This is a genomic window from Parvibaculum indicum (genome assembly GCF_011762095.1).
In the GTDB taxonomy this organism is placed as follows: Bacteria; Pseudomonadota; Alphaproteobacteria; order Parvibaculales; family Parvibaculaceae; genus Parvibaculum; species Parvibaculum indicum.
Genome location: NZ_JAASQO010000008.1, coordinates 188,870 through 209,215, shown reverse-complemented (window position 1 = coordinate 209,215; position 20,346 = coordinate 188,870). Strand labels below are relative to the sequence as shown.

The following is a 20,346-nucleotide window of genomic DNA, read 5'->3' as shown; positions in this document are numbered from 1 at the left end:
ATCGCATCCGCAATCCAAGCCTTCACCCCCACCGAGTGTAAAAACTATTTCGCTGCCGCAGGATATGATCAGGAATAATTTGAATCCGCTCTAGTAGTCCGCTCGGGCTCCTTATAAATCCGTTGAGCCTTATCGGGTCGCTAGCCACGGTAAATGTCTCTTTGCCAATCTATGTCGATCTCGCAGAAGGAACAGCAACCATAGATGCAATTCCCTGCAATAGGAGTGGCACTATGGTTCGCCTCAACGGGGTTCCAAATACTGCTCTAGTAGGGATCGGACGTTTCAGCGACACGGCGTTGGCGAGTTCCGTTTCAACAACGGACGCCCCAACCCCCGATGAAACGGCGCCTCCGCTTGCGACCATCAGCACATCGGTACTAGGTCCCGTTGCAGAAGTGACAGCCAGTTCCACACCTGTTAGTACCGGCGCAGGCTCTGGTCTCAGGGACTTTACCCAGATCGATATCGATAATGGAACGAAGAAGCGCGTGGTAGCGGGACTTCACACAAGTAGTCTCGTCTCTACCCTTTTGGCGCAAACCTCTCTCAGCACGTCCATTCTGCCGGGGCTACCGCTGATATCGCTCGTGACGAATAGTATCCTGACGCCACTCGTCGACACGGTGGTTGCCGGCACGCTAACCCCTCTCCTCTCCCAAATATTTTCTGCACTAGACCCCGCAATCAACCAGCTCCTCGCAGCACTCGGCATACAAGTCGGCACACTCGATATGGGCGTGAACGGGGTGAGTTGCGGCGTTCCCAAGCTGGTTGGCTGACAGCGTAGTTTCATACTCACTCACACGCGGACATCTGCGACACCAACGATCTCGGATATGGCGGAGCCAGGCCCATGGGCGACAAGACGGAAAAGACGAATATGCAGGACGAAGTCGCCCTGAAACGCATCATGATCTGCGACGACGACCTCGATTTCGCCGAGGAATGCTCCGATGCCCTTCGCGCGCGGGGCTATGACGTCGTTCTTCGGACGCCGAAATCGGATTTCGAGGAGATCGTGAAGGCCTACAGGCCGCAGATCCTGCTTCTGGACCTCTACATGCCCGGGCTCGACGGGTATGAAATCCTCAGGATGATTGCCGACCGCCCCTCTCTTCACGATATGAGCATCATCGTGACATCCGGCGCGGAAGAACCTCTTGTGCGCGGCATCGAAGCGCAATGCCAGGCCTACGGATTGCGGCTTCTCGGCGTCTGTCCCAAACCGGTCGACCTGTCCCTGCTCGACGATATTCTGGCGCGCGACGACGCGCATGTCCGCAGTTAGCGCAGTCGCGCCCGTCGCCGCCATGTCCCATATGTGTCAATTCCGAGCGACCTGATTCAGGCCCTTTTAACGACCCGTATGTCTAAATGGAGAGAAGCAGCTCCAGACAAGTACGATAAACGGTTTCGTACGGCACGGCGCTTCAACCAGAACGGCATGGCGAATAATGCAGTCTCCCATTCTCATCGCGGATGACGATCCTGAACAGCTTCAGGAAATCAGCGAATTCCTCGCCCGGCGCGGTTTCGATATCGTCACCGCGGGCGATGGTCATGAGGCTGTGGAGATGATCGTTCAGAAGCAGCCGCGCGTGCTGATCCTCGATGTAAACATGCCGGGATGGGATGGTGTGCGCGTAGCGCAGGCGGCGCGCGGGCTAGACCACCGGATCATCGTGATCCTGATGACCGGGGACAATGACGCGCATTTCCGTGCGAGCCTGGCGGATTGCGGGGCGGTGGAAGTGTTCCACAAACCCGTGCAGATCCAGCATCTCGTGAAATTCCTGGAAGACTCACTGGGTCAGCGCGCCTGCGCTTAGCCACGCAGACGCGCCCTATTTCTATCGACCGGCAGAAACGACGGTTCAGCTTTCGGCGCCGCGGCGAATAACCGAATAGAGCTGATCGTAAAGACGACGAGCCATATCGGGCTGCTCTCTTTCCATCGCGTCGAGACGCTCCAGCATGCTGCGCGCCGTGAGATAAGCGACGGAGAGCTTGCGGCTGACCTGCGAATTGCTCAGCTGCTGACCGCGAATACGAGTCAGATAGTAGAGCCTGACCCAGGCCGACACCGGCAAACGCGAGCGATGAAGCTGCGTTCCCGACGTCACGCTGTACTGACTGGCCCGGCAAGCCTTGCATGTCCAAAGGCCCGGCCGGGTGGTCAGGCGGGAGGCCGCCTGCTCCGCTCCGCAATTCGGGCAAACCGGCCCGCCAGGCCAACGGGCCGCTTCAAGGATCGCGCGGCAATCCTCTTCCGACTCGAGAATGTCGCCGATCGTGCGTTGGCGTTCCGTGTACCCGTGACCCGTCGTCACTGTGGTGTTCGACTGAGGGGGCACCTGAAAAGGCATGTAGTCACTCTGCATTCGTCATCCGTCCCGGTTTGGCGAATTCAGGTCCCGGGACCGTCATGCAACGGGTGAGAGATCGCTGCAATGACGGGCCCCGGGCACAAGCTGTCTCAAATTCCTTGACCGGGGACCTATCCCGCTTGCCGGATGCATCCGACGAACCGCGCTTGGTGAGTGGGGGGCTCTACTGGTTCGTCTCACCGGCCGGCAGCAGGTTGTCCTGATCCGGCTCTCATGTGACAGCTTGTTCGAATTCCTTTCGACCCAAAGGTTCTCTATCCGAGAATGAGTGTGTTCACGGACCCGGTGGAGGTCATTGGGAATTCCGTCGAGTTATGTGACCCGCATAGAGGCGGCCGACACACACGAATTCATACAGTCTGCCCGAAAATCGCCTTATAGGTTTCCGCCGAAACGGCCGGGAAGCGCCTATCTACGCCCTGCGTGAGTTGTTGTAGGATGCGATTCCGAAGGATCAGGACGAGGTCGCCCTGCGACATGCTCAAAACAAGTCACACACTCAAGGCGCAGCTCAGAACGCTCTATCTCGGGAACAGCCGGCGCGCCGCCGCTTTTCGGTACGCCCTGCTTGCGTTCGACGTGGTGACAATCGGCTTTTTCGTCGTCTCGTCCTTTATGGACGACGGCTCATGGATGATCGCAGCGGACCTCCTGATCGGCGCGGTGCTGGCCGTCGATTTCGCCGCGCGTCTCATTATCGCGCGCAACAAATGGCAGTATCTTGTCGAGCTCGAAACGCTGGCCGACATCATCGTGATCTTCAGCCTTCTCAGCGTCGCCATCGCCGGAAATTTCGCGTTTCTCCGTGTGCTTCGTTCGTTGAGGCTTCTGCGCTCTTATCATGTATTGCGAGAAGTGCGGCAGCGCTATGCCGTGTTCGTCCGGCACGAAGCCGTTATCCAGGCCATCGTCAATCTGCTGGTCTTCATCTTCGTCGTGACGGCTGTGGTTTATGTCATCCAGCAACCCATCAACCCCGGCATCGGCAACTATATCGACGCGCTCTATTTCACCGTGACGACGCTGACCACCACGGGGTTTGGCGATATCACCCTGACGGGAACATCGGGACGCCTTCTCGCCGTTATCATCATGGTTTTCGGCGTGGCGCTTTTCCTGCGACTTGCGCAGACCATCTTCCGGCCCCAGAAAGTGAAATATACCTGCCCGGATTGCGGGCTGAACCGCCACGACCCTGACGCCGTTCATTGCAAACATTGCGGCCGCGTCATAATGATCGAGACCGAAGGCGAGTAATCGCCGCCGCCCCTCTCCGACACTGCCAGAAAGCTTTCATGCCCGACAATCCAGACACCGGTCTTGTCATTGCCCTCATCGTCACCATCGGCATTGCCGCCCAGTGGTTTTCCTGGTGGGTGAAACAACCGGCCATCCTCGTACTCCTTCTGGCCGGTTTGCTGGCAGGGCCGGTCCTCGGCCTTTTCGATCCCGATGCCCTTTTCGGCGACCTCCTTTTCCCCGCCGTCTCGCTGGGCGTTGCCGTCATCCTTTTCGAAGGAAGCCTGACGCTCAAATTCAGCGAAATCCGGGGGCACGGTCAGGTCGTCACGCGACTCGTCACGATAGGCGCCCTTGTTTCCATGCTGCTGATTGCGCTGGCCGCCTGGGCTCTCGACATCTTTTCCTGGGAAGTCGCGCTTCTCTTCGGCGCGCTCGCTTCCGTTACCGGGCCGACCGTCATCGTGCCCATTCTCCGGACCGTTCGGCCCACCCGGTCGCTTGCCAATATTCTGCGTTGGGAAGGCATCCTGATCGACCCGCTCGGCGCGCTTGCCGCCGTGGTCATCTTCCAGCTCGTCGCCATGGGGACAAGGCAGGTGGAGGACCTTTTTCTTGCCGCCGAGATTTTCGGCGCGGGCATCGGGCTGGGCGTCGCCGCCGCCTTCGGCCTTTCCTTCATCATGCGGCGTCATATCCTGCCGGACTATCTGCACAATGTGACGACGCTGGCCATCGTGCTGTTGACCTTCTCGCTCGCCAATGCGCTGGCGCATGAGTCCGGGCTGCTCGCCGTCACCGTGATGGGCGTTATCCTCGCCAACACGAAGGATGTGAATACGGACAATATTCTGGACTTCAAGGAAAGCCTGACCGTCCTGCTTACATCCGTCCTCTTCATCGTACTCGCAGCGCGCGTCCCCGCCTCAGCCTTCGAGATGGACTGGTCTACCACCGGTGCCCTGCTCGGCTTCATCATTTTCGTGGCGCGGCCGGTGGCCGTGATGATTTCGACGATCGGAAGCGAACTGCCCTGGCGGGAACGGATCGTACTGTCATGGATCGCGCCGCGCGGCATCGTGGCTGCCGCGGTTTCCGCCCTCTTTGCCATCGAACTGGAAAGAGCCGGCGTCGAAGGCGCCGACATCCTTGTTCCCGTCACCTTCGCGGTGATCGTCGTCACCGTTTTTGTCCAGGGTTTGACCGCCCGGCCCTTCGCCCGCTTGATGAAAGTGGCGGATCCGGAAGCCCGCGGCGTGCTGATCCTCGGCGGCAATCCCCTCGCCCAGGCTGTCGCTCTCAGTCTGAAGAAGCTCGATATCGACGTCATCCTTGCCGACACCTCCTGGGATCAGATCAGGAAGGCGCGCATGGCCGGCCTTCGCACTTTTTTCGGCACCGTCGTATCCGACGATGCCGACCGGCGTCTCGATCTCGTCGGTATTGGCGAATTGCTCGCTCTGTCCCACCGGGCACCGCTCAACGCTCTTGCCTGCATGCGCTATGCGGGCGAATTCGGCTCCGGCAATGTGTTCAATATCCGTCTCGCCGACCAGGCTGAGAGCGCCACCACGCCCGCGGGGCGAATTCTCTTCAAAGACGAAACGACGCTCGAAAAACTGGAAGGGCTGATCGTTAAGGAGGGCTTCGAGATACGGCATACGAAGCTGACGGAAGAGTTCGGTTTTCAGCAAATGCTTGACTCTCAATCCGAAGACAATGTGCTTCTTTATGGCGTCTCGAATGAGGGGATCGTCTATCCCTTCGCGGAGGATCGGACCTTCCGGGCCACCGCCGGATGGCGCATCGCCTATCTCGGACATCCCGACCATTCAACCCGGGAGGACACGGAAAAGACCGCGGCGGAGCGGGCGCGAGCTCATCTCGGCGAGGATATTCCCAAGCCTCTTCCCGACTGAGCGCGAAAGGCCGGCAACGCCGCACCGCGCTCTTATGGTTAATCGAGGGTTAATTTTTCCATTTTGTCACCCTGCTTTCGGAGGTATAAGGACCGCAGGGGTACGTCATTCGACGCGAAAGCGGCGGTTCGCCGGCTATGACCGGTAGAACGAATCGAGGCGTGAGATGACGAGACTCCCGTTCCTGTTTTTTGCAGCCCTTCTTTCGGGCGTAATCATGGTCGCCACGCCTTCCAAGGCGCGGCCCGCCTATCCGGATTCCTACGCGGACGCCGCATATTTCCATGACGAACTTTCCCCCTATGGCCGCTGGCATGAGCTGGGCGCCTATGGCCGCGTCTGGCAACCCCGCAACATGCGTGGCGGGTGGCGGCCCTATACGCGCGGACGATGGGTCTGGGACGATGACTACGGATGGACCTGGGCGTCGGACTTCAACTGGGGCTGGGCCGCTTTCCACTATGGTCGATGGATATACGATTCCTACTATGGCTGGCTCTGGGTACCGGGCCGGGTATGGTCTCCGGCATGGGTTACCTGGCGGTTCAGCGACGGCTATATCGGCTGGTCGCCCATCGGCATCTTCGTCAACTGGTCGAGCTGGGACCCCGGCTGGAACTATCCCGGCTGGAATTATGTCTATCGGAACGATTTCGTCCGGAACAATGTTTATGTCCATGTGATCGTGCGGAAGAATTATCGCACCTACTATCGCAAAACGCATTGGCACCGGCACAATCTCCGGCGGGACCGCATCGTCAATCGTCCTTTCGACCGCCAATGGTACGCGTCGCGCAGTCGCCGCGATCCGGTTCGCGTCCGTGTTCAGCGCGACGCCAATTTGCGGCACCGCAGCCATCAATTCGACGGCGACCGCCTGCGGATAAGAGACATTCGCGCAGACCGCCGGCCTTCCGCTCAGAGGCCGCAGTGGGACGAACGCAATCGTATAAGCCCGCAGGAGCGAGACCGACAACGCCAGCTTGAACGCCAACGGCAACGGCAACGCGACGAACAATCGCAGAGGCAACGCCGACAACAGCAGCAGCGTGATCGTCAAAGGCAACTGGACCGGCAGCGGCAGCTTCAGGAACAACAGCGCAACAGGCAATTGCAGCAGCAAAGACAACGCAGGCAGGACGCCGACCGCGAGCGGACCCGCCAGCAGCAGCTCGACCGGCAACAACAAATACAGCGGCAGCAGCAAAGAGAGCGTAGACAGGACGCCGACCGGGAACGGATCCGTCAACAACAGCTCGATAGGCAACGCCAATTGCAGCGGCAGCAGCAACAGCGGGATTCAGACCGCATGCGCATGCGCCAGCAGGAGATGGACAGGCAGAGCCGGCAGCGCATCCAGCAACAACGCCAACGGGATGCCGAGCAACGGCGACGGCAAATGGAACGACAGCGACAAATGCGTGAGCAGAGGGAACGTCAGGGCGCGGCACACCAGCGTTCCCGCGACACGCGCGACCATGACAGACGTGACGAACGCCGGCGTCCCACCAACAGGTAAAATCGCGCCTGGAAGCTAGTCGTTCTTCAACGCTCTTCGCAGCCGGCGGATAATTACCTTGCGCGCCCGATTGTCCGCCGCCTGCTCCATCTCTTCGGCGACATCCAGCCAGAGTTCCGACATTTCATTGTGCCAGTCGGGCTTGCCGACATCTTCCGGCTCCAGTCGTCGCGCCACCGGACGCGCCCTTGGGCCAGGCGCCTCCGTCGTCAGGTCGAACATATCGTCGAGCATCGGCTCGACGATACGCTCGCCATCCAGTCCCATTTCGGAGAGGCGCTCATGCAGGCCTTCAATGGATTCTTCCTCGCCATGCGTCAGGAAGAGGCCTCGCTTGATCGGCGCTCTGTCCTCCACCCAACGCGCGAGCGAAGAGCCGTCGGCATGACCGGAATAGACGTCGAGCTGCCGGATACGCGCGCGGACCTTCACCTCTTCGCCCTGGATGCGCACAGCCTTCGCTCCATCGAGCAGAAACTGCCCCAGCGTGCCGCGTGCCTGGTAACCGATGATGAGAACCGTCGAGTTCCGCCGCCATAGATGGTTTTTCAAGTGGTGACGAATGCGTCCCGCGTCACACATACCGCTTGCGGCCACCACAATATGACTGCCCTTGAAGCGTTCGATCCCCATGCTCTCCTGCACCGTCTCTGTCGTGCGCAGGATCTGGGAATTCATGTATTTCCTGAAGGCATGCCCGTCTTCAAGTTCGTCGGCATGGTCGACGAAGACCTTCGTCGCCCGGATGGCGAGCGGCGAGTCGAGAAAGATCGGAACATGAGGCACCTTCCCGCTGCCTATCAGCTCGAACAGGTCGGCCAGGAATTCCTGCGTCCGTTCCACGGCAAAGGCCGGCACCACCAGAACACCGTCATCCGACAATGCCTCATTGACTTCTCTCGCCAGCATTTCGCGCCGGTCGTGCAGCGTGACATCCGGCCGCTCCCGATTGCCGTAGGTCGACTCGCAAATGAGGAAATCGAGATTCTTCGGCGATTCAGGTTCCGTATAGAAACTTTTCACCTCCGGCCCGATATCGCCTGAAAACAGCATGCGCAGCTGGCGCAGTTCTTCATTACCGGTCGCTATTTCCACCTCGATGGAGGCGGAACCCAGAATATGCCCTGCATTCCAGAAGCGGGCACGAATGCCCGCATGCGGACTAACCCAGTCATCGTAGGAAACCGGGCTGAAGCTCTTCATCGCTTCCTCGGCATCGTCCACCGTGTATATCGGCGTGACGGGTGGTCGCCCTCGATGGGCATTGCGCCGGTTGAGCTGCTCGACCTCGAACTCCTGAATATGGCCGGAGTCCGGCAACATGCATGACAGAAGATCGATCGTGCCGCGCGTCGCATAGATGGGGCCGGAAAAGCCGTGCTTGACCAGTTTCGGGATGAGTCCGGAATGATCGATATGCGCATGGGTAAGCAAAACGAAGTCGATGCTTTCCGGATCGAACGGAAATGCTTCGTAGTTCAGTTGTTTGACGGTTTTCGCGCCCTGGAACATGCCGCAATCGACGAGAAAGCGGGCCTCCCCGGTATCGACCAGATAACACGACCCTGTCACGGTATGCGCCGCGCCATGCACACTCATCGTTATGGTCATGTCTGCCTCTCTCCGTTCCTATTCACACTCACTCCACAGACCGGTTGCCAGAAGCGGCGCGAGCGCGATGCAACTCGCTTCGTGCCGCACGCTGTCGGTGGCCCAGATTTCATCGACGCCGGCCTCGCGCAGAGCGCGGCCGATATCCCCTGTGAAGAGCGCATGGGTCACTGCCAGCGTAATATGCCCGGCCCCCTTCGATTTCAGTTTCCGCGCTGCCCTGATGACAGTTCCGCCGCTGGAAACGATATCGTCGACCAGAAGAATCTTCCGCCCCGAAAGGCCTCCCACCGGAAATTCGATTTCCACCCGACGGTCGGAAAAACGTGTCTTCTCGCCGACCAGGCTGTCACAGCCAAGTCGGTCCGCCACACGCGCGACCCATTGACGCGACTCCCTGTCGGGACCGACCGCCAGAGCCTCGCCGCCGAACCCTTTCGTGGCCGCGTAGTCGGCGATGGTTTCGGCTGCGATGAAATTTTCCGCTTCCGCGCCGGGAAACACATCCGATATGTTCGGCGTGCGATGCAAATGCGCATCAACCGTCAGTATACGGTTGAACAAGGCTGAAAGGAATTTTCCAATCGCCTGCTGGCTTATCGCCTGCCCCGGCTCGAACGCCTTATCTTGCCGCATATAGCTCATATAGGGCGAGACAAGAACGATGCGGTCCGCGCCCGCGCGACGCAGCATATCCACGGCAAGCATCAACGCGACCAGCTTCTCGTTCGGCTCGAACAGAGAACAATAGAGAATGACGGTCCGCGCAACCTTTTCCGGACCCCTCACCAGAATTTCGCCATCCGGAAACCGGTGCAGCGCGAAAGTCCGGTGCTCAAGATCCAGTTCGCTCGCCAGCCGTTGTGGCGCATCACCATCCCAGCAAAATGACAGAAGCACAGGTTTCATGATGTCGAGCGCGCTTCCCGGTCGAAAGGATGGGACCCCACAGCGAACCCGTTGTCCTCCTCCGCGGCGGCCACGGCGAGGTCGAAATGGGCGCTACCCGCCGAATAAATCCGGAACAGCGGATCGCCTTTTCGAACTTCATCGCCGACGCGCTTCAGCATTTCGAGCCCCGCCCCCCGGTCGAGCGGCGCACCGGAGATGCGCGCAAGCTGTGCAATTCTCAGACAATCGATCGAAGCGACGAAACCATCCGCTTCCGCGCAAACATCCACCTGCCTCGGCCCGGGTTCCGGCGGATTGTCGTTGGGGCCTTGCGTCGCGATGATTTCCTCCATGACTTTCAATGCGGCGCCGCTCTCCAGCAATTCCCGTGCACGCTCCTCTCCCGTACCACCGCGAAGATCTGGATCGAAATCGAGAATACGGCCCGACAGCATGACCGATTTCTCCCGAAGGTCCGCGGGTGCGTCCGCATCGTTCCGCAATACCTTCATCACGTCGCGCGCCTCCAGAACGGGGCCTACGCCGCGACCGACGGGCTGACTTCCATCGGTAATCACGACATCGATGACCAGACCGACCTGATCGCCGACATATTCGAAGAGCTTGCGCAGCCTCATCGCTTCGTTGGTATCGCGCACCTTGGCGCTGGGACCGATAGGAATATCGATCACGAGATGGGTGGACCCCGCTGCGATCTTCTTGGAGAGGATGGAAGCGACCATCTGTTCGCGCGTATCGAGGTTGAGAGGTCGCTCGACGCTAATGAGAATGTCGTCCGCGGGCGACAGATTCACATGGCCGCCCCAGACGAGGCAGCCCTTTGTTTTCTCGACAACCTTGCGCATCTCCGACATGGACAGATCGACCGCGGCGAGAATCTCCATCGTATCGGCCGTTCCCGCCGGCGAGGTGATGGCGCGGGACGAGGTCTTGGGGATCGTCAGTCCATGGGCCGCCACGATAGGCACGACAATCATCGATGTCCGATTGCCGGGAATGCCACCTATGCAATGCTTGTCCACGACCATGGGGGACGGCCAGTCGAGCGTCGTGCCAGCACCGGCCATGGCGCGTGTCATATCGAGCAATTCCTGCGTGCTCATGAAGCCCGCGCAGCCAACGAGGAACGCCGCGATTTCCATATCGGAGTAGCGGTACCCCACGATGTCGTGGATCACTTCCTCTATCTGATGCTGCGTCAGGGTTCGCCCGTCGATTTTTTCACGCACATAGTTCAGGGAATGCGGGCTCGGCGCCGGCGCAATGTTCACCACCGTGCCTTCCGGCAAGCCAAGACGGCTGAAAGCGGGCTCTGCCAACCCCAGCTCATCGGCCTTGACCATATCGCCGTCATGGCAAACATCCAGCGTCGCGATGATGGACCGGTTTCCGTCGATCACCTGCAGGCGCTTGAACGCCTGAAAGGCCTCGGGGCGAAGCGCCACGCAGTCATGGGCAAGAACAGCCACGTTCTCGCGCAGCGTATCGAGGGGAACCTTGCGGATCTTGAGCATGTCTTTGGTCTTCGTTCTTTTCGCTCCGCAAGAGAGGCTATCAGAAAACCGGGCGCTGCGCGGCGCGCCCTTTTGCCTCCCCGCTACCGCTAGCGGCCGGTAAATCTGGGACTGCGCTTTTCGAGGAAGGCCGACACGGCCTCTCGGTGGTCCTCGCTGGTCGAAGCAAGGGCGAACTGGTCGGCGTCCATGAATGTGGTTGCCGCATTCAGCGCGGTGGCGGCCGCCGTGATGCCACGCTTTGCCATACGTACCGCCACCGGCGGCAGCGCGGCCGCCTTCTCCGCCCATTGCCGCGCGAGGGCAAAGGCATCGCCATCATCGACCAAGTCATCGACCAGGCCCCAGTTCAACGCCTGTTCGGAGGCGACCTTTTCGCCGAATATGGTGAGCTGCTTTGCACGCGAAGGCCCGATCAGATTGACCAGCCGCGGCTGGGTATGCCAGCTCATATTCATCCCGAGCGGTATTTCCGGAAGCCGGAAATGGGCGCCCCGTCCCGCAATACGGAAATCGCAGGCTGCCGCCAGCGCAACACCCCCGCCAATACAGAACCCTTCAATGGCGGCGACCGTCACCTGATCGACCGCTTCCCAGGCGTCGCACATATCGGGGCCGGCGCGCAGCATTTCCCGCCGTTCCAACAGGCTCGCTTCCTGGCGCTCGCGGATCGCCGGATCCGCCAGGTCGGCACCCGCTGTGAAGACCTTCGGTCCATACAGTACCACGGCGCTGGTCACGGTATCTTGCCGGAGTTCCCGGGCCGCCGCCGTAAGTTCATGCAGAAGCTGGACGGAGAGAGCATTGATGCGATCGCCCCTGTCAAAAGTGACAATGGCGATCCTGTCCTCTCGCTCGATAGCGACAAATTCTCCTATCCGCTGCGTTTTGCTCATCCCCTCGCCCTTCTTGCCCGTTCTTCTTGATTCACGAAGGATGATGACGTCTGGGCGCGCATTCGCCAAGGCCTGGCGGCGGGGTGAAGCGACGGAACGGGCGGCGAACCGGACACTCGATCCGCCGCCCGCCCCTTGCTGAATCTCCGGACTCAGCCTGAAGTCAAATTTGTCCGGCATCCGGCAGTCGCAGCAGAGGCGCGGGGGTTTTCCCCTGCCGCCAAGCCAGACTGCCGCTTTACCGCTGAACAGGGGTGGAAAGACATATTCACACTCCATTCAGGCATCGGCGCCTTCGCGCAACGCCCTGCCACGGCTTTTCCGCTGTTGCCCTGCCCGCCAATTTCCATTCCAATCCGCCCGACAGAAAACGAAGAGCGGTACCGGCTCTATTGACTGGACAAGCCGCGCAGTGGGAACGGACCAAAAATGCCCAGCAAGACCAATACCCTAAGCACCTTCACCAATGCTCTGAGTACCGCATGCGAACGGCTTGGCTACAGCGACAGCATCCACAAGCTGCTGGCCCTGTCCGCCAGGGAGATCAAGGTCGAGATTCCCATCGTGCGCGACAATGGCGAGCTAGCGGTTTTTTCGGGCTATCGCGTGCAACACCATAATGCGCGTGGCCCCTACAAGGGTGGGCTGCGGTACCATCCGAAGGTGGACCTTGAAGAGGTGCGCGACCTTGCATCCCTCATGACCCTCAAGACGGCACTGATGGATATTCCGCTGGGCGGCGCCAAGGGCGGCATTGACTGCGACCCGCACAGCCTGACAAGTCGCGAACTCGAAATGCTGACACGTAAATTCGTGAAGCGGATGCACAGGCATATCGGCCCCGAAATGGACATCATGGCCCCCGATGTCGGCACGGATGCCAGCATCATGGGCTGGATCCATTCCGAATACTCCGCCATCTATGGCCATTCCCCCGCCGTGGTGACCGGCAAGCCCATCAATCTCGGCGGCTCGCAAGGAAGGGAAAAGGCGACCGGATACGGCGTTGCCATCGTGATAGACGCCGTCGCGCGTACGCGGGGCGGCCCCCTCTCGGGCGCCACCGCCGTCATTCAGGGATTCGGCAATGTGGGCATGCATGCCGCCTTCTGTCTGCGCGATCTCGGCGTCAAGGTCATCGCGGTTTCGGATTCCCGTACCGCCGTCTATGGGAAAGACGGCCTCGACCTCGATGGATTGGTCAAACACAAGCAGGAGCGCGGCACCCTCGAGGATGTCGACGGGCACCGGAACATTTCGCACGAAGAATTGCTGGCGCTCGAATGCGACTACCTCATTCCCGCCGCCCTTGGCGGTGCGATCACGCGTAAGAATGTCGATACGCTCAATTGCCGCCATCTGGTGGAAGCCGCCAACGCGCCGGTGACGCCGGATGCCGAAGACGCCCTTCTGAAACGGAATGTCGAAATCGTTCCGGATATTCTCGCCAATGCCGGCGGCGTCATCGTCAGCTATTTCGAATGGGTTCAGAATCTCCAGCGCCGGGCCTGGCCGCTTTTCAAGGTGGACAGGGAGCTGAATCGCATCCTTCATGGCGCGGCGCATGACGTCATGTCCCGTTCGCATGACGAAGGGATTACGCTGCGCGCCGCGGCCTATGAAATCGCGGCCATGCGGGTCAAGGATGCGCTGGATGCCACCGGATTCTAACCGAAACGACCGGCTTTCCGTTCCACCCGACACTCCATATTGCTAAGCTCTTTCCACCGCGCTCCGGGCAGCCCTCCATTCGAGTAACCCTTCATGTTCGACCATACTTTCTGGCAAGCCATCATCCTTGGAATCGTGGAAGGGGTGACGGAGTTTTTGCCCATCTCATCGACAGGCCATCTGATCGTCGCCGGCGAACTCCTCGGCTTCGACGGGTCTCTCTCGAAGGTGTTCGAAGTCGTTATCCAGCTCGGCGCGATCCTTGCGATCTGCGTTCTCTATTTTCGTCGGCTGTTGAACGTCCTTCTGGGGCTGACGGGCGATCCTGCCGCCCAGCGTTTCGCCATGGCGGTGATCGTCGCCTTTCTTCCCGCTGCCTTTATCGGACTCGCGCTTCACGACTTCATCAAGCAGGTGCTGTTTTCGCCCTATGTCGTCTGCACATCCCTGATACTGGGTGGCGTCGCGATCATTCTGATCGAACGCTACGACTATGACGGGCACATCAAATCGGTCGAAGAGCTGACCTTCAAAAAATCCCTCCAGATCGGATTTTTCCAGTGCCTGGCCATGATCCCGGGGGTGTCGCGCTCGGGCGCGACCATTCTCGGCGCGCTGCTGATCGGGGTAGACCGCAAGACGGCTGCCGAGTTTTCCTTTTTTCTGGCCATCCCCACCATGCTCGGTGCCGCGACGGTGGACCTTTGGAAGGTACGCGACAGCCTGAGCGCCGATCAGGCATCCATCATTGCGGTCGGTTTCGTCGCGGCCTTCATTTCCGCGATCTTCGTGGTGAAGTGGCTTGTCTCCTTCATCAGCCGTCACGACTTCACCGTGTTCGGTTGGTACCGGATCGTTTTCGGCAGTCTGCTGCTGATCTATTTCCTGACCGTCTGACCCTCTGCCCAGGCTGCCCCTCTCTCCACAACAGTCGAACGCATGAAGTCGGGTCGCTCCGCCATGTGCCCCCACGACGTGTGGCAGGTGACGGCAGCGACACAACGCGCAAGGCACGCCACACCGCATCGTCGACGGAGCCGCAACCGAATTCGCCACATTGAAAAAAGACAAGCAAAAATGGTCACTTAACCAAGTGTTATCAGTTTGAAACTATGGTGGCTGCTTATTCTGTCGGGTGTCGTCTAACGATCGGGAACATGGCAAAAGCTCACCACCAAGCCGATTCAGGGAGCTTTCTTGACGGAGCGGGCGACGCCACTACGCGTTCCGGCTCGGAGGATGAGTCTGGCCTACCCTCTCGCGACCGCGACTTTTCGCTCGACCTTTTGTCGCTTCATTTCCGCGATCCGGAGATGGAGCACAAATACAGCGCCGCGAATTTCGCCGACCAGATCGGTCTCATTCGCCTCTCCATCGTAATGGGCGCGGTGATTTTCGCTCTTTATGCCCTGCTCGACCCCTTTGTCATTCCCGACATCACCTATGAGGCGTGGACCATTCGTTTCGCCATCGCCTGCCCGCTGCTTCTGGGCCTGGTGGCGATCTCCTATATTCCGGGCTTCAACTATCGCCACCAGATCGTCCTGGCGCTGGCGATGGTCATTCCAGGTCTTGCCGTTGTCGGCATGATCGCTCTCGCAGCCCCGCCGGGGTCTTTCTTCTACTACGCGGGTGTGCTGATCATTCTGAGCTACGTCAACTCTCTCTGGCGAATGCACTACTATTATTCAGCGCTCATGACCGGCCTTACCTTTGTCGCCTATGAGTTCGTGGTGCTTTTCATCAACCCGATGCCGACGACGGTCTTCATCAACAACAATGCCTTCCTGATGTTCGGGATCGGCACCAGCATCTTCGTGAACTATGTGCAGGAGCATCACCTTCGGCGCAACTTCGTGGAACACGAACTTCTGCGCATCGAGCAGACGCGCTCGGAAGTCCTGCTGGAACGCTCCGAATCCGCCAACCGAGCGAAGAACGACTTTCTCGCCATCATGAGCCACGAGCTCAGAACGCCGCTTAACGCGATCATCGGCTTTTCGGAGATCATCACGAACCAGATGTTCGGTCCGGTCGGCCAACAGAAATATGCGGATTATGCCGCCGACATCCGCAGCAGCGGTACGCATCTGCTGAGCATCATCAACGACATTCTGGATATCTCGAAAGCAGAGTCCGGCAAGCTGGAACTGGCCGAAGAACCGATCGACCCGGTGGAAACGCTCAACCGGACCATGCGCATGTTCCGCCATCGTGCGAGCGAAATCGGCGTCAATCTCAGCTTCCGGGTGCGCGATGAAATTCCCTGGCTGATCGCCGACCCGCGGCTGTTCAAGCAAGTGGTGATCAACCTCACCTCGAATGCTCTCAAATTCACGCCGGAAAGCGGAACCGTGAAGGTCGAACTCGGGATCGACGCCGTTGGCGATCTCTCCCTGACGGTGGCCGATACGGGGATCGGCATCAGCGCGTCGGATATCCGCCGCGTGTTCGAGCCTTTCGTTCAGGTGGAAGGCGCCATGTCGCGCAGCCATCAGGGCACGGGCCTGGGCCTGCCGCTTGTCCGCAAGATCATGGCGCTGCATGGCGGCAGCGTCGACCTGGTCAGCACGGTCGGGGAAGGCACCGTGGTGACGGCAACCTTCCCCAGAAGCCGGTTCGTCGAACCCGGATCCAGCTCAGAGATGCGCTGGCGCGCCGGCTAGCTCCTTATCGTCCACGGACGCGGCACTGTCGGCGGGCTTGTCCACGACCAGCAGATAGACGCACATGGTTTCGTCGATGGAAATCGACACATCGGCGACATCCAGGCCCTCGATGAGGCCCATCATGTCTTCCTCCGTGCGGTAGATCAGGCTCCAGTCGGTCACGAACTCCAACGGCCATTCGCAGGATTCGCGTCCCTTCCGGACATTGGCCAGGATCAGACGGCCGCCCGGGGCGAGCTGCTCGTAGAGGTCCCGGGTAAGCGCTTTCGCACGGCGCTGGGACAGGTAATCGTACAGGCCGAGGCTATAGATCATGTCCTGCGGCTGGAGCGTCTTGAAGAGCGCGCCGGCTTTCAGAAGCTGCGCGAACGACGCGTTGAGGCACTGAACCTTCGCACGGCCGCGATGGCGCACGACCTCGGGATAGGCATTCTCATAGGCATGGCTCAACGCCTTGTCGTCCTGGTCGATCAGGGTGACATTGACCGGGCGCGGCAGGTGCTCGATCGAGAGATAGTCATACATCTCATAGGCAGATCCGCAGCCCAGATTGGCGATATGCATGGGTTTGTCGCCCGCCGTCTTCGCGGTCTCCGCGACGCGTTCGCCGATAAGTTTCTGCGTCATGCTGAGGCGCGTCCCCACACAGCCGCCCGTCTCCACGCCGATGCGGTGAAGCAGCATTTCGTAAAGCGTATCGCCCGCGCGCTTTCCTTTCCGCTGCCACTCATAAACGTAGTTCATGATGATGAAATCGCCGGGATATCCGAACGGCTTTTCGTAGCACCGCCGCATCACCGGGCCGGGCATGAAGTCCGGCGTGAGAACGCGTTCCGCGAACCGCTTGTGCCGCGCCAGAACGCGGGGGTCCGACCAGACGGGTTCGAGAATATCGCTGCCGCGATACCAAAGCTCTTTCCACTGAGGAACGATCCGCTCTTCGCATTCGGCAAGAGCTTTCAGCATACGCTCTTCACGCTCGCGGCCGGTCGCCGTGAGATGTTCCTCGAACTCCTCGAGAAGCTCCTTGTAGGAACGGAAGAGGTTGACGATCTCCGTCGAAAGTTGCTGAAACTCCGGCAGGATGCCGTCGGCCGTGCCGAAAGCCGGATCCGCCAGTTTTTGCGTGAGAAGCAAATCGTCATGCTCGGTGACGATCTTCTGGATATCGAGATATCCGGTCTTGAATTCCAGGGCGACGGTCGTCCGGCTGCCCTCGGGTTCGACGCGGCGAATGGTGCCGTTGCCCTCATAGAGGCAATCATCGCCCACGCGCAGCTCGAAAGCGGCTTCCGAGCCGATCCGGCCCTGCCAGCTATCCGTCGTCGGAGATTGCACGGCAATCCCCGTCATGCTGAGATTTTTCAGATATGTCTTTTCACGCTCAAGAAAGACCTGGGGGATAACCCCGTGAAAAAGCTGATCGGGACGGAAACGCTCCGCCCGATAAAACATTTTCCGCCCCTCTGCGCCCGTTAGCTGTTCATAGGTCCGCATCACTAAACCGCCCCACTGTCAGAACCAGGAAACTGACCCAATAAGGGAATCATAACCTAGGGGCAATTACAAATATTAACCTATGGTTAACCCTGTTTTTCTTCCATTCCATAATTCTGCAGCCTGCGGAAGAAATTAACCTTTATCGCCTCGTCTATGTCGTTGATTTGTTTCGTCTGTCGTCCAGCAAGCGCATCAGCGGCGGCAGCATTAACCAATCAATGAAAAGGTTGGAGAGGATGACGATGGCGGTCATCCCGCCCAACGGTCGATTGATCTCGAAGCCCGAGAAGACCAGCGTTCCGAATCCAAGCGCGAGCGAAGCGGTGATGACGAGCATCGCCACGCCAACGGTAGCGAACACATCGTTGATCGCCTCCTCCGCATTCAAGCCCCTCTTTCGCGCAGCCTGATACATGAGCAGGAAGTAGATCGTATCGTCCACGACGAGACCGATGGTCATTGCGGTGACTACCGACGCGGCGAGCCCGATCGTCCCGACCAGCAATCCCCAGATACCGAAGCCGACAAGCGACGGCAGGATATTCAGAAAGATGCTCAAAACGCCGTAGCGGGGGCTGCGCAGCGCAAACCCCACGACGAAAGCAATGATCACGATGGAAATGATCGTGCTGCCGATCATCGAACGGATATTGACGCCCGACAGATTGGCAAACAGCACGTTGAGGCTAACGCCTCTAGTGTGCATTTCAGGCGGCGTATTCGTATCCAGCCAGTTTTCCGCCGCTGAATTCAATCCGCGGATTTCGCTGGAGGTCGCCTTTCTCAACAGGACGGTCACCCGGCTCGCATCGCGGCCGATCGGAATGAAATCGTTGAGCGACGTCCCATATGGCAATGACAGCTCGTAGAGCAGGAAATACTGCGCAATCAGATCCGGATTGTCAGGGATCGTCTCAAAATTTCCAGGGCGCCCCGCATTCATCGCCTTGTTGATGCGTGTCGTCAGATCGGAGACGGCGAAGACGCTCACCACTTTGGGTTGCGCGCGCAGCCATTCGGCAAACGCCGCGACATGGCGTTGATAGGCCGGGTCGTAGACGCCGCCCTCTCCCGAGGCCGCTTTCGGCGCGGCCAGATCGAACTCGATGATGTTAAGGCCCGTCAGATGGTCTTCGGCAAAATCGGACGCCCGTCGATAGTCGAAGCGACTGTCGAAATTTCTTACGAAATCGTCGTCGAGGCGGATATCGGCAACCCAGGTACCGCAGGCAACGACGACAATGCCGCAGAAGACGAATAGCGGCTTGTAATGAGCGTTCACGAAATGACCCAGCTTGATCATCATTTTTTCGGAACGCTGCACGGCGGGTTTGAGCGGCAACAGCGAGAGCGTCGCCGGCAACCATGTGAAGGTGAACACATAGGCGATCAAGATGCCGAGCGAGACGAGATTGCCCTCCTGACGCAATGTCGGCGCATCGGCGAAATTCATGGCGAGAAAGCCGACCAGCGTCGTGGAGTTGGTCAGCGAGACCGCCCTGAAGTTGAGCCTCACCGCTTCCCGAATTGCCTCTATCCTGGTATCGCCCTTGCCCAACCGGCCCAAAGCCGTCGTCACGATGCGCACGGCGGCCGCCATGTTGACGGTCATGATAATGATCGGCACGGCAACGGTAGCGGTGTTCACGACATGCCCCGCCCATCCGGCAAGGCCCATCGTCGCCATGCTGCTGAGCCCGAGCAGCGAGAGGATGACCAGGCTCGGCACAATCGCTCTTACGAACAGCATCATGACGACGGCCGTAACGAAAAGGCTGATCGGTATGAGGAACCTGGCATCCGACATCGCCGCTTCGGAGAACGTCCCCATCAGCATGATGTTGCCGGTCAGCTGGACGGTCATCCCCGGATGCGTCTTCTCGAAATCCGCGGCGAGCTTGCGGCTCGCAGCGATGATTTCCCTGACTTCCTTCGACGCCTTTTTCGGCAGGTTGAAACTCACCACAAGGCCGGCCGCCTTGCCCTCGGGCCCGATCAGGCGATTGCGGATCAACGGATCGTCAAGCGCGACCTTCCCTATCTCCCTTGCTTCCTCCGGTGTGACATGGGCGGGATCCGGAACCAGGTCGCGCACGGCGATGCTGTCCTGGTCGGAAACGATCCGGGCGAAATTGGTGAGGGATTCGACACGCGTCGAATGAGGAAGCTGCCAGGCACGATCCGTCAGATCCCCGATACCGGCCAGCACGTCCGGATCGGTAACCTGGCGCCCATCCGCCCATACGACCATCAGAACGGTATTGTTCTGACCGTATTTGGCCTCAAACGCCTCAAGCTTGTGAATAGGTGCGCCGTCGGGGTTGAAGTGCACCCGCGTGTCGGAGGAGACCGACAAGCGCAGGACGCCCGCCCCCGCAAAGATGAAAAACGCTACGCACACAAGCATAACGAGCTTGGGCGCCCTCAACACCACCTTGTCGAGCAGCCACATAACGGTCCCGCCGTCCCATTTCCCCTGGCCCGCCACGACTCACTCTCCACCCGA

16 protein-coding genes are annotated in these 20,346 nt (G+C 59.5%); 9 read left to right on the top strand and 7 right to left on the bottom strand.

Translation table 11 applies throughout. The features are described 5' to 3' along the window. Positions 1 to 233 precede the first annotated feature (233 nt). The 3 genes from FHS78_RS11740 (at position 234) to FHS78_RS11730 (ending at position 1,832) form a co-directional block, all read left to right on the top strand. Positions 234 to 782, top strand: a complete 549-nt coding sequence (locus tag FHS78_RS11740; RefSeq protein WP_167094439.1) for a Tad domain-containing protein — start codon at positions 234 to 236, stop codon at positions 780 to 782. A 74-nt stretch (positions 783 to 856) separates the two neighbouring features. After that, a complete protein-coding gene (locus FHS78_RS11735) occupies positions 857 to 1,291 on the top strand; it encodes a response regulator (RefSeq protein WP_167094437.1) in 435 nt (144 codons plus the stop codon). 166 nt (positions 1,292 to 1,457) lie between these two features. Continuing rightward, the gene (locus FHS78_RS11730) at positions 1,458 to 1,832 is read left to right on the top strand and encodes a response regulator (protein WP_167094435.1); all 375 of its coding nucleotides are present in this window, start codon (positions 1,458 to 1,460) and stop codon (positions 1,830 to 1,832) included. 45 nt (positions 1,833 to 1,877) lie between these two features. Here the strand turns inward: FHS78_RS11730 and FHS78_RS11725 are convergent, their stop codons facing one another. Next, a complete protein-coding gene (locus FHS78_RS11725; protein WP_167094433.1) occupies positions 1,878 to 2,384 on the bottom strand; it encodes a transposase in 507 nt (168 codons plus the stop codon). Between the two features lie 483 nt (positions 2,385 to 2,867). Between FHS78_RS11725 and FHS78_RS11720 the strand changes: the two genes are divergently transcribed. The 3 genes from FHS78_RS11720 (at position 2,868) to FHS78_RS11710 (ending at position 7,067) form a co-directional block, all read left to right on the top strand. Next, the gene (locus FHS78_RS11720; protein WP_167094431.1) at positions 2,868 to 3,647 is read left to right on the top strand and encodes a potassium channel family protein; all 780 of its coding nucleotides are present in this window, start codon (positions 2,868 to 2,870) and stop codon (positions 3,645 to 3,647) included. 38 nt (positions 3,648 to 3,685) lie between these two features. Further along, positions 3,686 to 5,548: a cation:proton antiporter gene (locus FHS78_RS11715; RefSeq protein WP_167094429.1), complete on the top strand. Its 1,863-nt coding sequence runs from the start codon at positions 3,686 to 3,688 to the stop codon at positions 5,546 to 5,548. A 166-nt stretch (positions 5,549 to 5,714) separates the two neighbouring features. Beyond that, a complete protein-coding gene (locus tag FHS78_RS11710) occupies positions 5,715 to 7,067 on the top strand; it encodes a DUF6600 domain-containing protein (protein WP_167094427.1) in 1,353 nt (450 codons plus the stop codon). Positions 7,068 to 7,082: 15 nt separating this feature from the next. On the opposite strand, the gene FHS78_RS11705 is transcribed toward FHS78_RS11710, so the two are convergent. The 4 genes from FHS78_RS11705 to FHS78_RS11690 form a co-directional block, all read right to left on the bottom strand. Then, positions 7,083 to 8,678 carry an MBL fold metallo-hydrolase gene (locus FHS78_RS11705; RefSeq protein ID WP_167094425.1) on the bottom strand — a complete coding sequence of 532 codons (1,596 nt, stop codon included), beginning with the start codon at positions 8,676 to 8,678 and terminating at the stop codon, positions 7,083 to 7,085. A gap of 18 nt (positions 8,679 to 8,696) precedes the next feature. Next, on the bottom strand, positions 8,697 to 9,587 hold the full coding sequence (locus FHS78_RS11700; RefSeq protein ID WP_167094423.1) for a ribose-phosphate diphosphokinase: 891 nt from the start codon (positions 9,585 to 9,587) through the stop codon (positions 8,697 to 8,699). Then, positions 9,584 to 11,104: a thymidine phosphorylase family protein gene (locus FHS78_RS11695; protein ID WP_167094421.1), complete on the bottom strand. Its 1,521-nt coding sequence runs from the start codon at positions 11,102 to 11,104 to the stop codon at positions 9,584 to 9,586. Before FHS78_RS11695 ends, FHS78_RS11700 begins: the two co-directional genes overlap by 4 nt. 89 nt (positions 11,105 to 11,193) lie before the next feature. Beyond that, on the bottom strand, positions 11,194 to 12,279 hold the full coding sequence (locus tag FHS78_RS11690; RefSeq protein WP_343041966.1) for an enoyl-CoA hydratase/isomerase family protein: 1,086 nt from the start codon (positions 12,277 to 12,279) through the stop codon (positions 11,194 to 11,196). 150 nt (positions 12,280 to 12,429) lie between these two features. Here FHS78_RS11690 and FHS78_RS11685 point away from each other — a divergent pair, with 150 nt between their 5' ends. From FHS78_RS11685 to FHS78_RS11675, 3 genes are all read left to right on the top strand, one after another. Beyond that, on the top strand, positions 12,430 to 13,671 hold the full coding sequence (locus FHS78_RS11685) for a Glu/Leu/Phe/Val family dehydrogenase (protein WP_167094419.1): 1,242 nt from the start codon (positions 12,430 to 12,432) through the stop codon (positions 13,669 to 13,671). A gap of 93 nt (positions 13,672 to 13,764) precedes the next feature. Next, complete coding sequence (locus FHS78_RS11680) at positions 13,765 to 14,568, top strand: undecaprenyl-diphosphate phosphatase (protein ID WP_167094417.1); 804 nt, start codon at positions 13,765 to 13,767, stop codon at positions 14,566 to 14,568. A gap of 260 nt (positions 14,569 to 14,828) precedes the next feature. Next, entirely contained in the window at positions 14,829 to 16,337 is a 1,509-nt protein-coding gene (locus FHS78_RS11675; protein ID WP_167094415.1) for a sensor histidine kinase, read from the top strand. Here FHS78_RS11675 and FHS78_RS11670 read toward each other — a convergent pair. Both FHS78_RS11670 and FHS78_RS11665 read right to left on the bottom strand, forming a co-directional pair. Beyond that, a complete protein-coding gene (locus FHS78_RS11670) occupies positions 16,311 to 17,795 on the bottom strand; it encodes a class I SAM-dependent methyltransferase (RefSeq protein ID WP_167094413.1) in 1,485 nt (494 codons plus the stop codon). The genes FHS78_RS11675 and FHS78_RS11670 overlap by 27 nt on opposite strands. A gap of 196 nt (positions 17,796 to 17,991) precedes the next feature. After that, positions 17,992 to 20,328: an MMPL family transporter gene (locus FHS78_RS11665; RefSeq protein WP_167094412.1), complete on the bottom strand. Its 2,337-nt coding sequence runs from the start codon at positions 20,326 to 20,328 to the stop codon at positions 17,992 to 17,994. Positions 20,329 to 20,346 lie beyond the last annotated feature (18 nt).

Coding starts and splice junctions, on each gene's coding strand:
- FHS78_RS11740 (WP_167094439.1), top strand. CDS start 234: ATGGTTCGCCTCAACGGGGTTCCAAATACTGCTCTAGTAGGGATCGGA.
- FHS78_RS11735 (WP_167094437.1), top strand. CDS start 857: ATGGGCGACAAGACGGAAAAGACGAATATGCAGGACGAAGTCGCCCTG.
- FHS78_RS11730 (WP_167094435.1), top strand. CDS start 1,458: ATGCAGTCTCCCATTCTCATCGCGGATGACGATCCTGAACAGCTTCAG.
- FHS78_RS11725 (WP_167094433.1), bottom strand. CDS start 2,384: ATGCAGAGTGACTACATGCCTTTTCAGGTGCCCCCTCAGTCGAACACC.
- FHS78_RS11720 (WP_167094431.1), top strand. CDS start 2,868: ATGCTCAAAACAAGTCACACACTCAAGGCGCAGCTCAGAACGCTCTAT.
- FHS78_RS11715 (WP_167094429.1), top strand. CDS start 3,686: ATGCCCGACAATCCAGACACCGGTCTTGTCATTGCCCTCATCGTCACC.
- FHS78_RS11710 (WP_167094427.1), top strand. CDS start 5,715: ATGACGAGACTCCCGTTCCTGTTTTTTGCAGCCCTTCTTTCGGGCGTA.
- FHS78_RS11705 (WP_167094425.1), bottom strand. CDS start 8,678: ATGACCATAACGATGAGTGTGCATGGCGCGGCGCATACCGTGACAGGG.
- FHS78_RS11700 (WP_167094423.1), bottom strand. CDS start 9,587: ATGAAACCTGTGCTTCTGTCATTTTGCTGGGATGGTGATGCGCCACAA.
- FHS78_RS11695 (WP_167094421.1), bottom strand. CDS start 11,104: ATGCTCAAGATCCGCAAGGTTCCCCTCGATACGCTGCGCGAGAACGTG.
- FHS78_RS11690 (WP_343041966.1), bottom strand. CDS start 12,279: ATGGAGTGTGAATATGTCTTTCCACCCCTGTTCAGCGGTAAAGCGGCA.
- FHS78_RS11685 (WP_167094419.1), top strand. CDS start 12,430: ATGCCCAGCAAGACCAATACCCTAAGCACCTTCACCAATGCTCTGAGT.
- FHS78_RS11680 (WP_167094417.1), top strand. CDS start 13,765: ATGTTCGACCATACTTTCTGGCAAGCCATCATCCTTGGAATCGTGGAA.
- FHS78_RS11675 (WP_167094415.1), top strand. CDS start 14,829: ATGGCAAAAGCTCACCACCAAGCCGATTCAGGGAGCTTTCTTGACGGA.
- FHS78_RS11670 (WP_167094413.1), bottom strand. CDS start 17,795: ATGTTTTATCGGGCGGAGCGTTTCCGTCCCGATCAGCTTTTTCACGGG.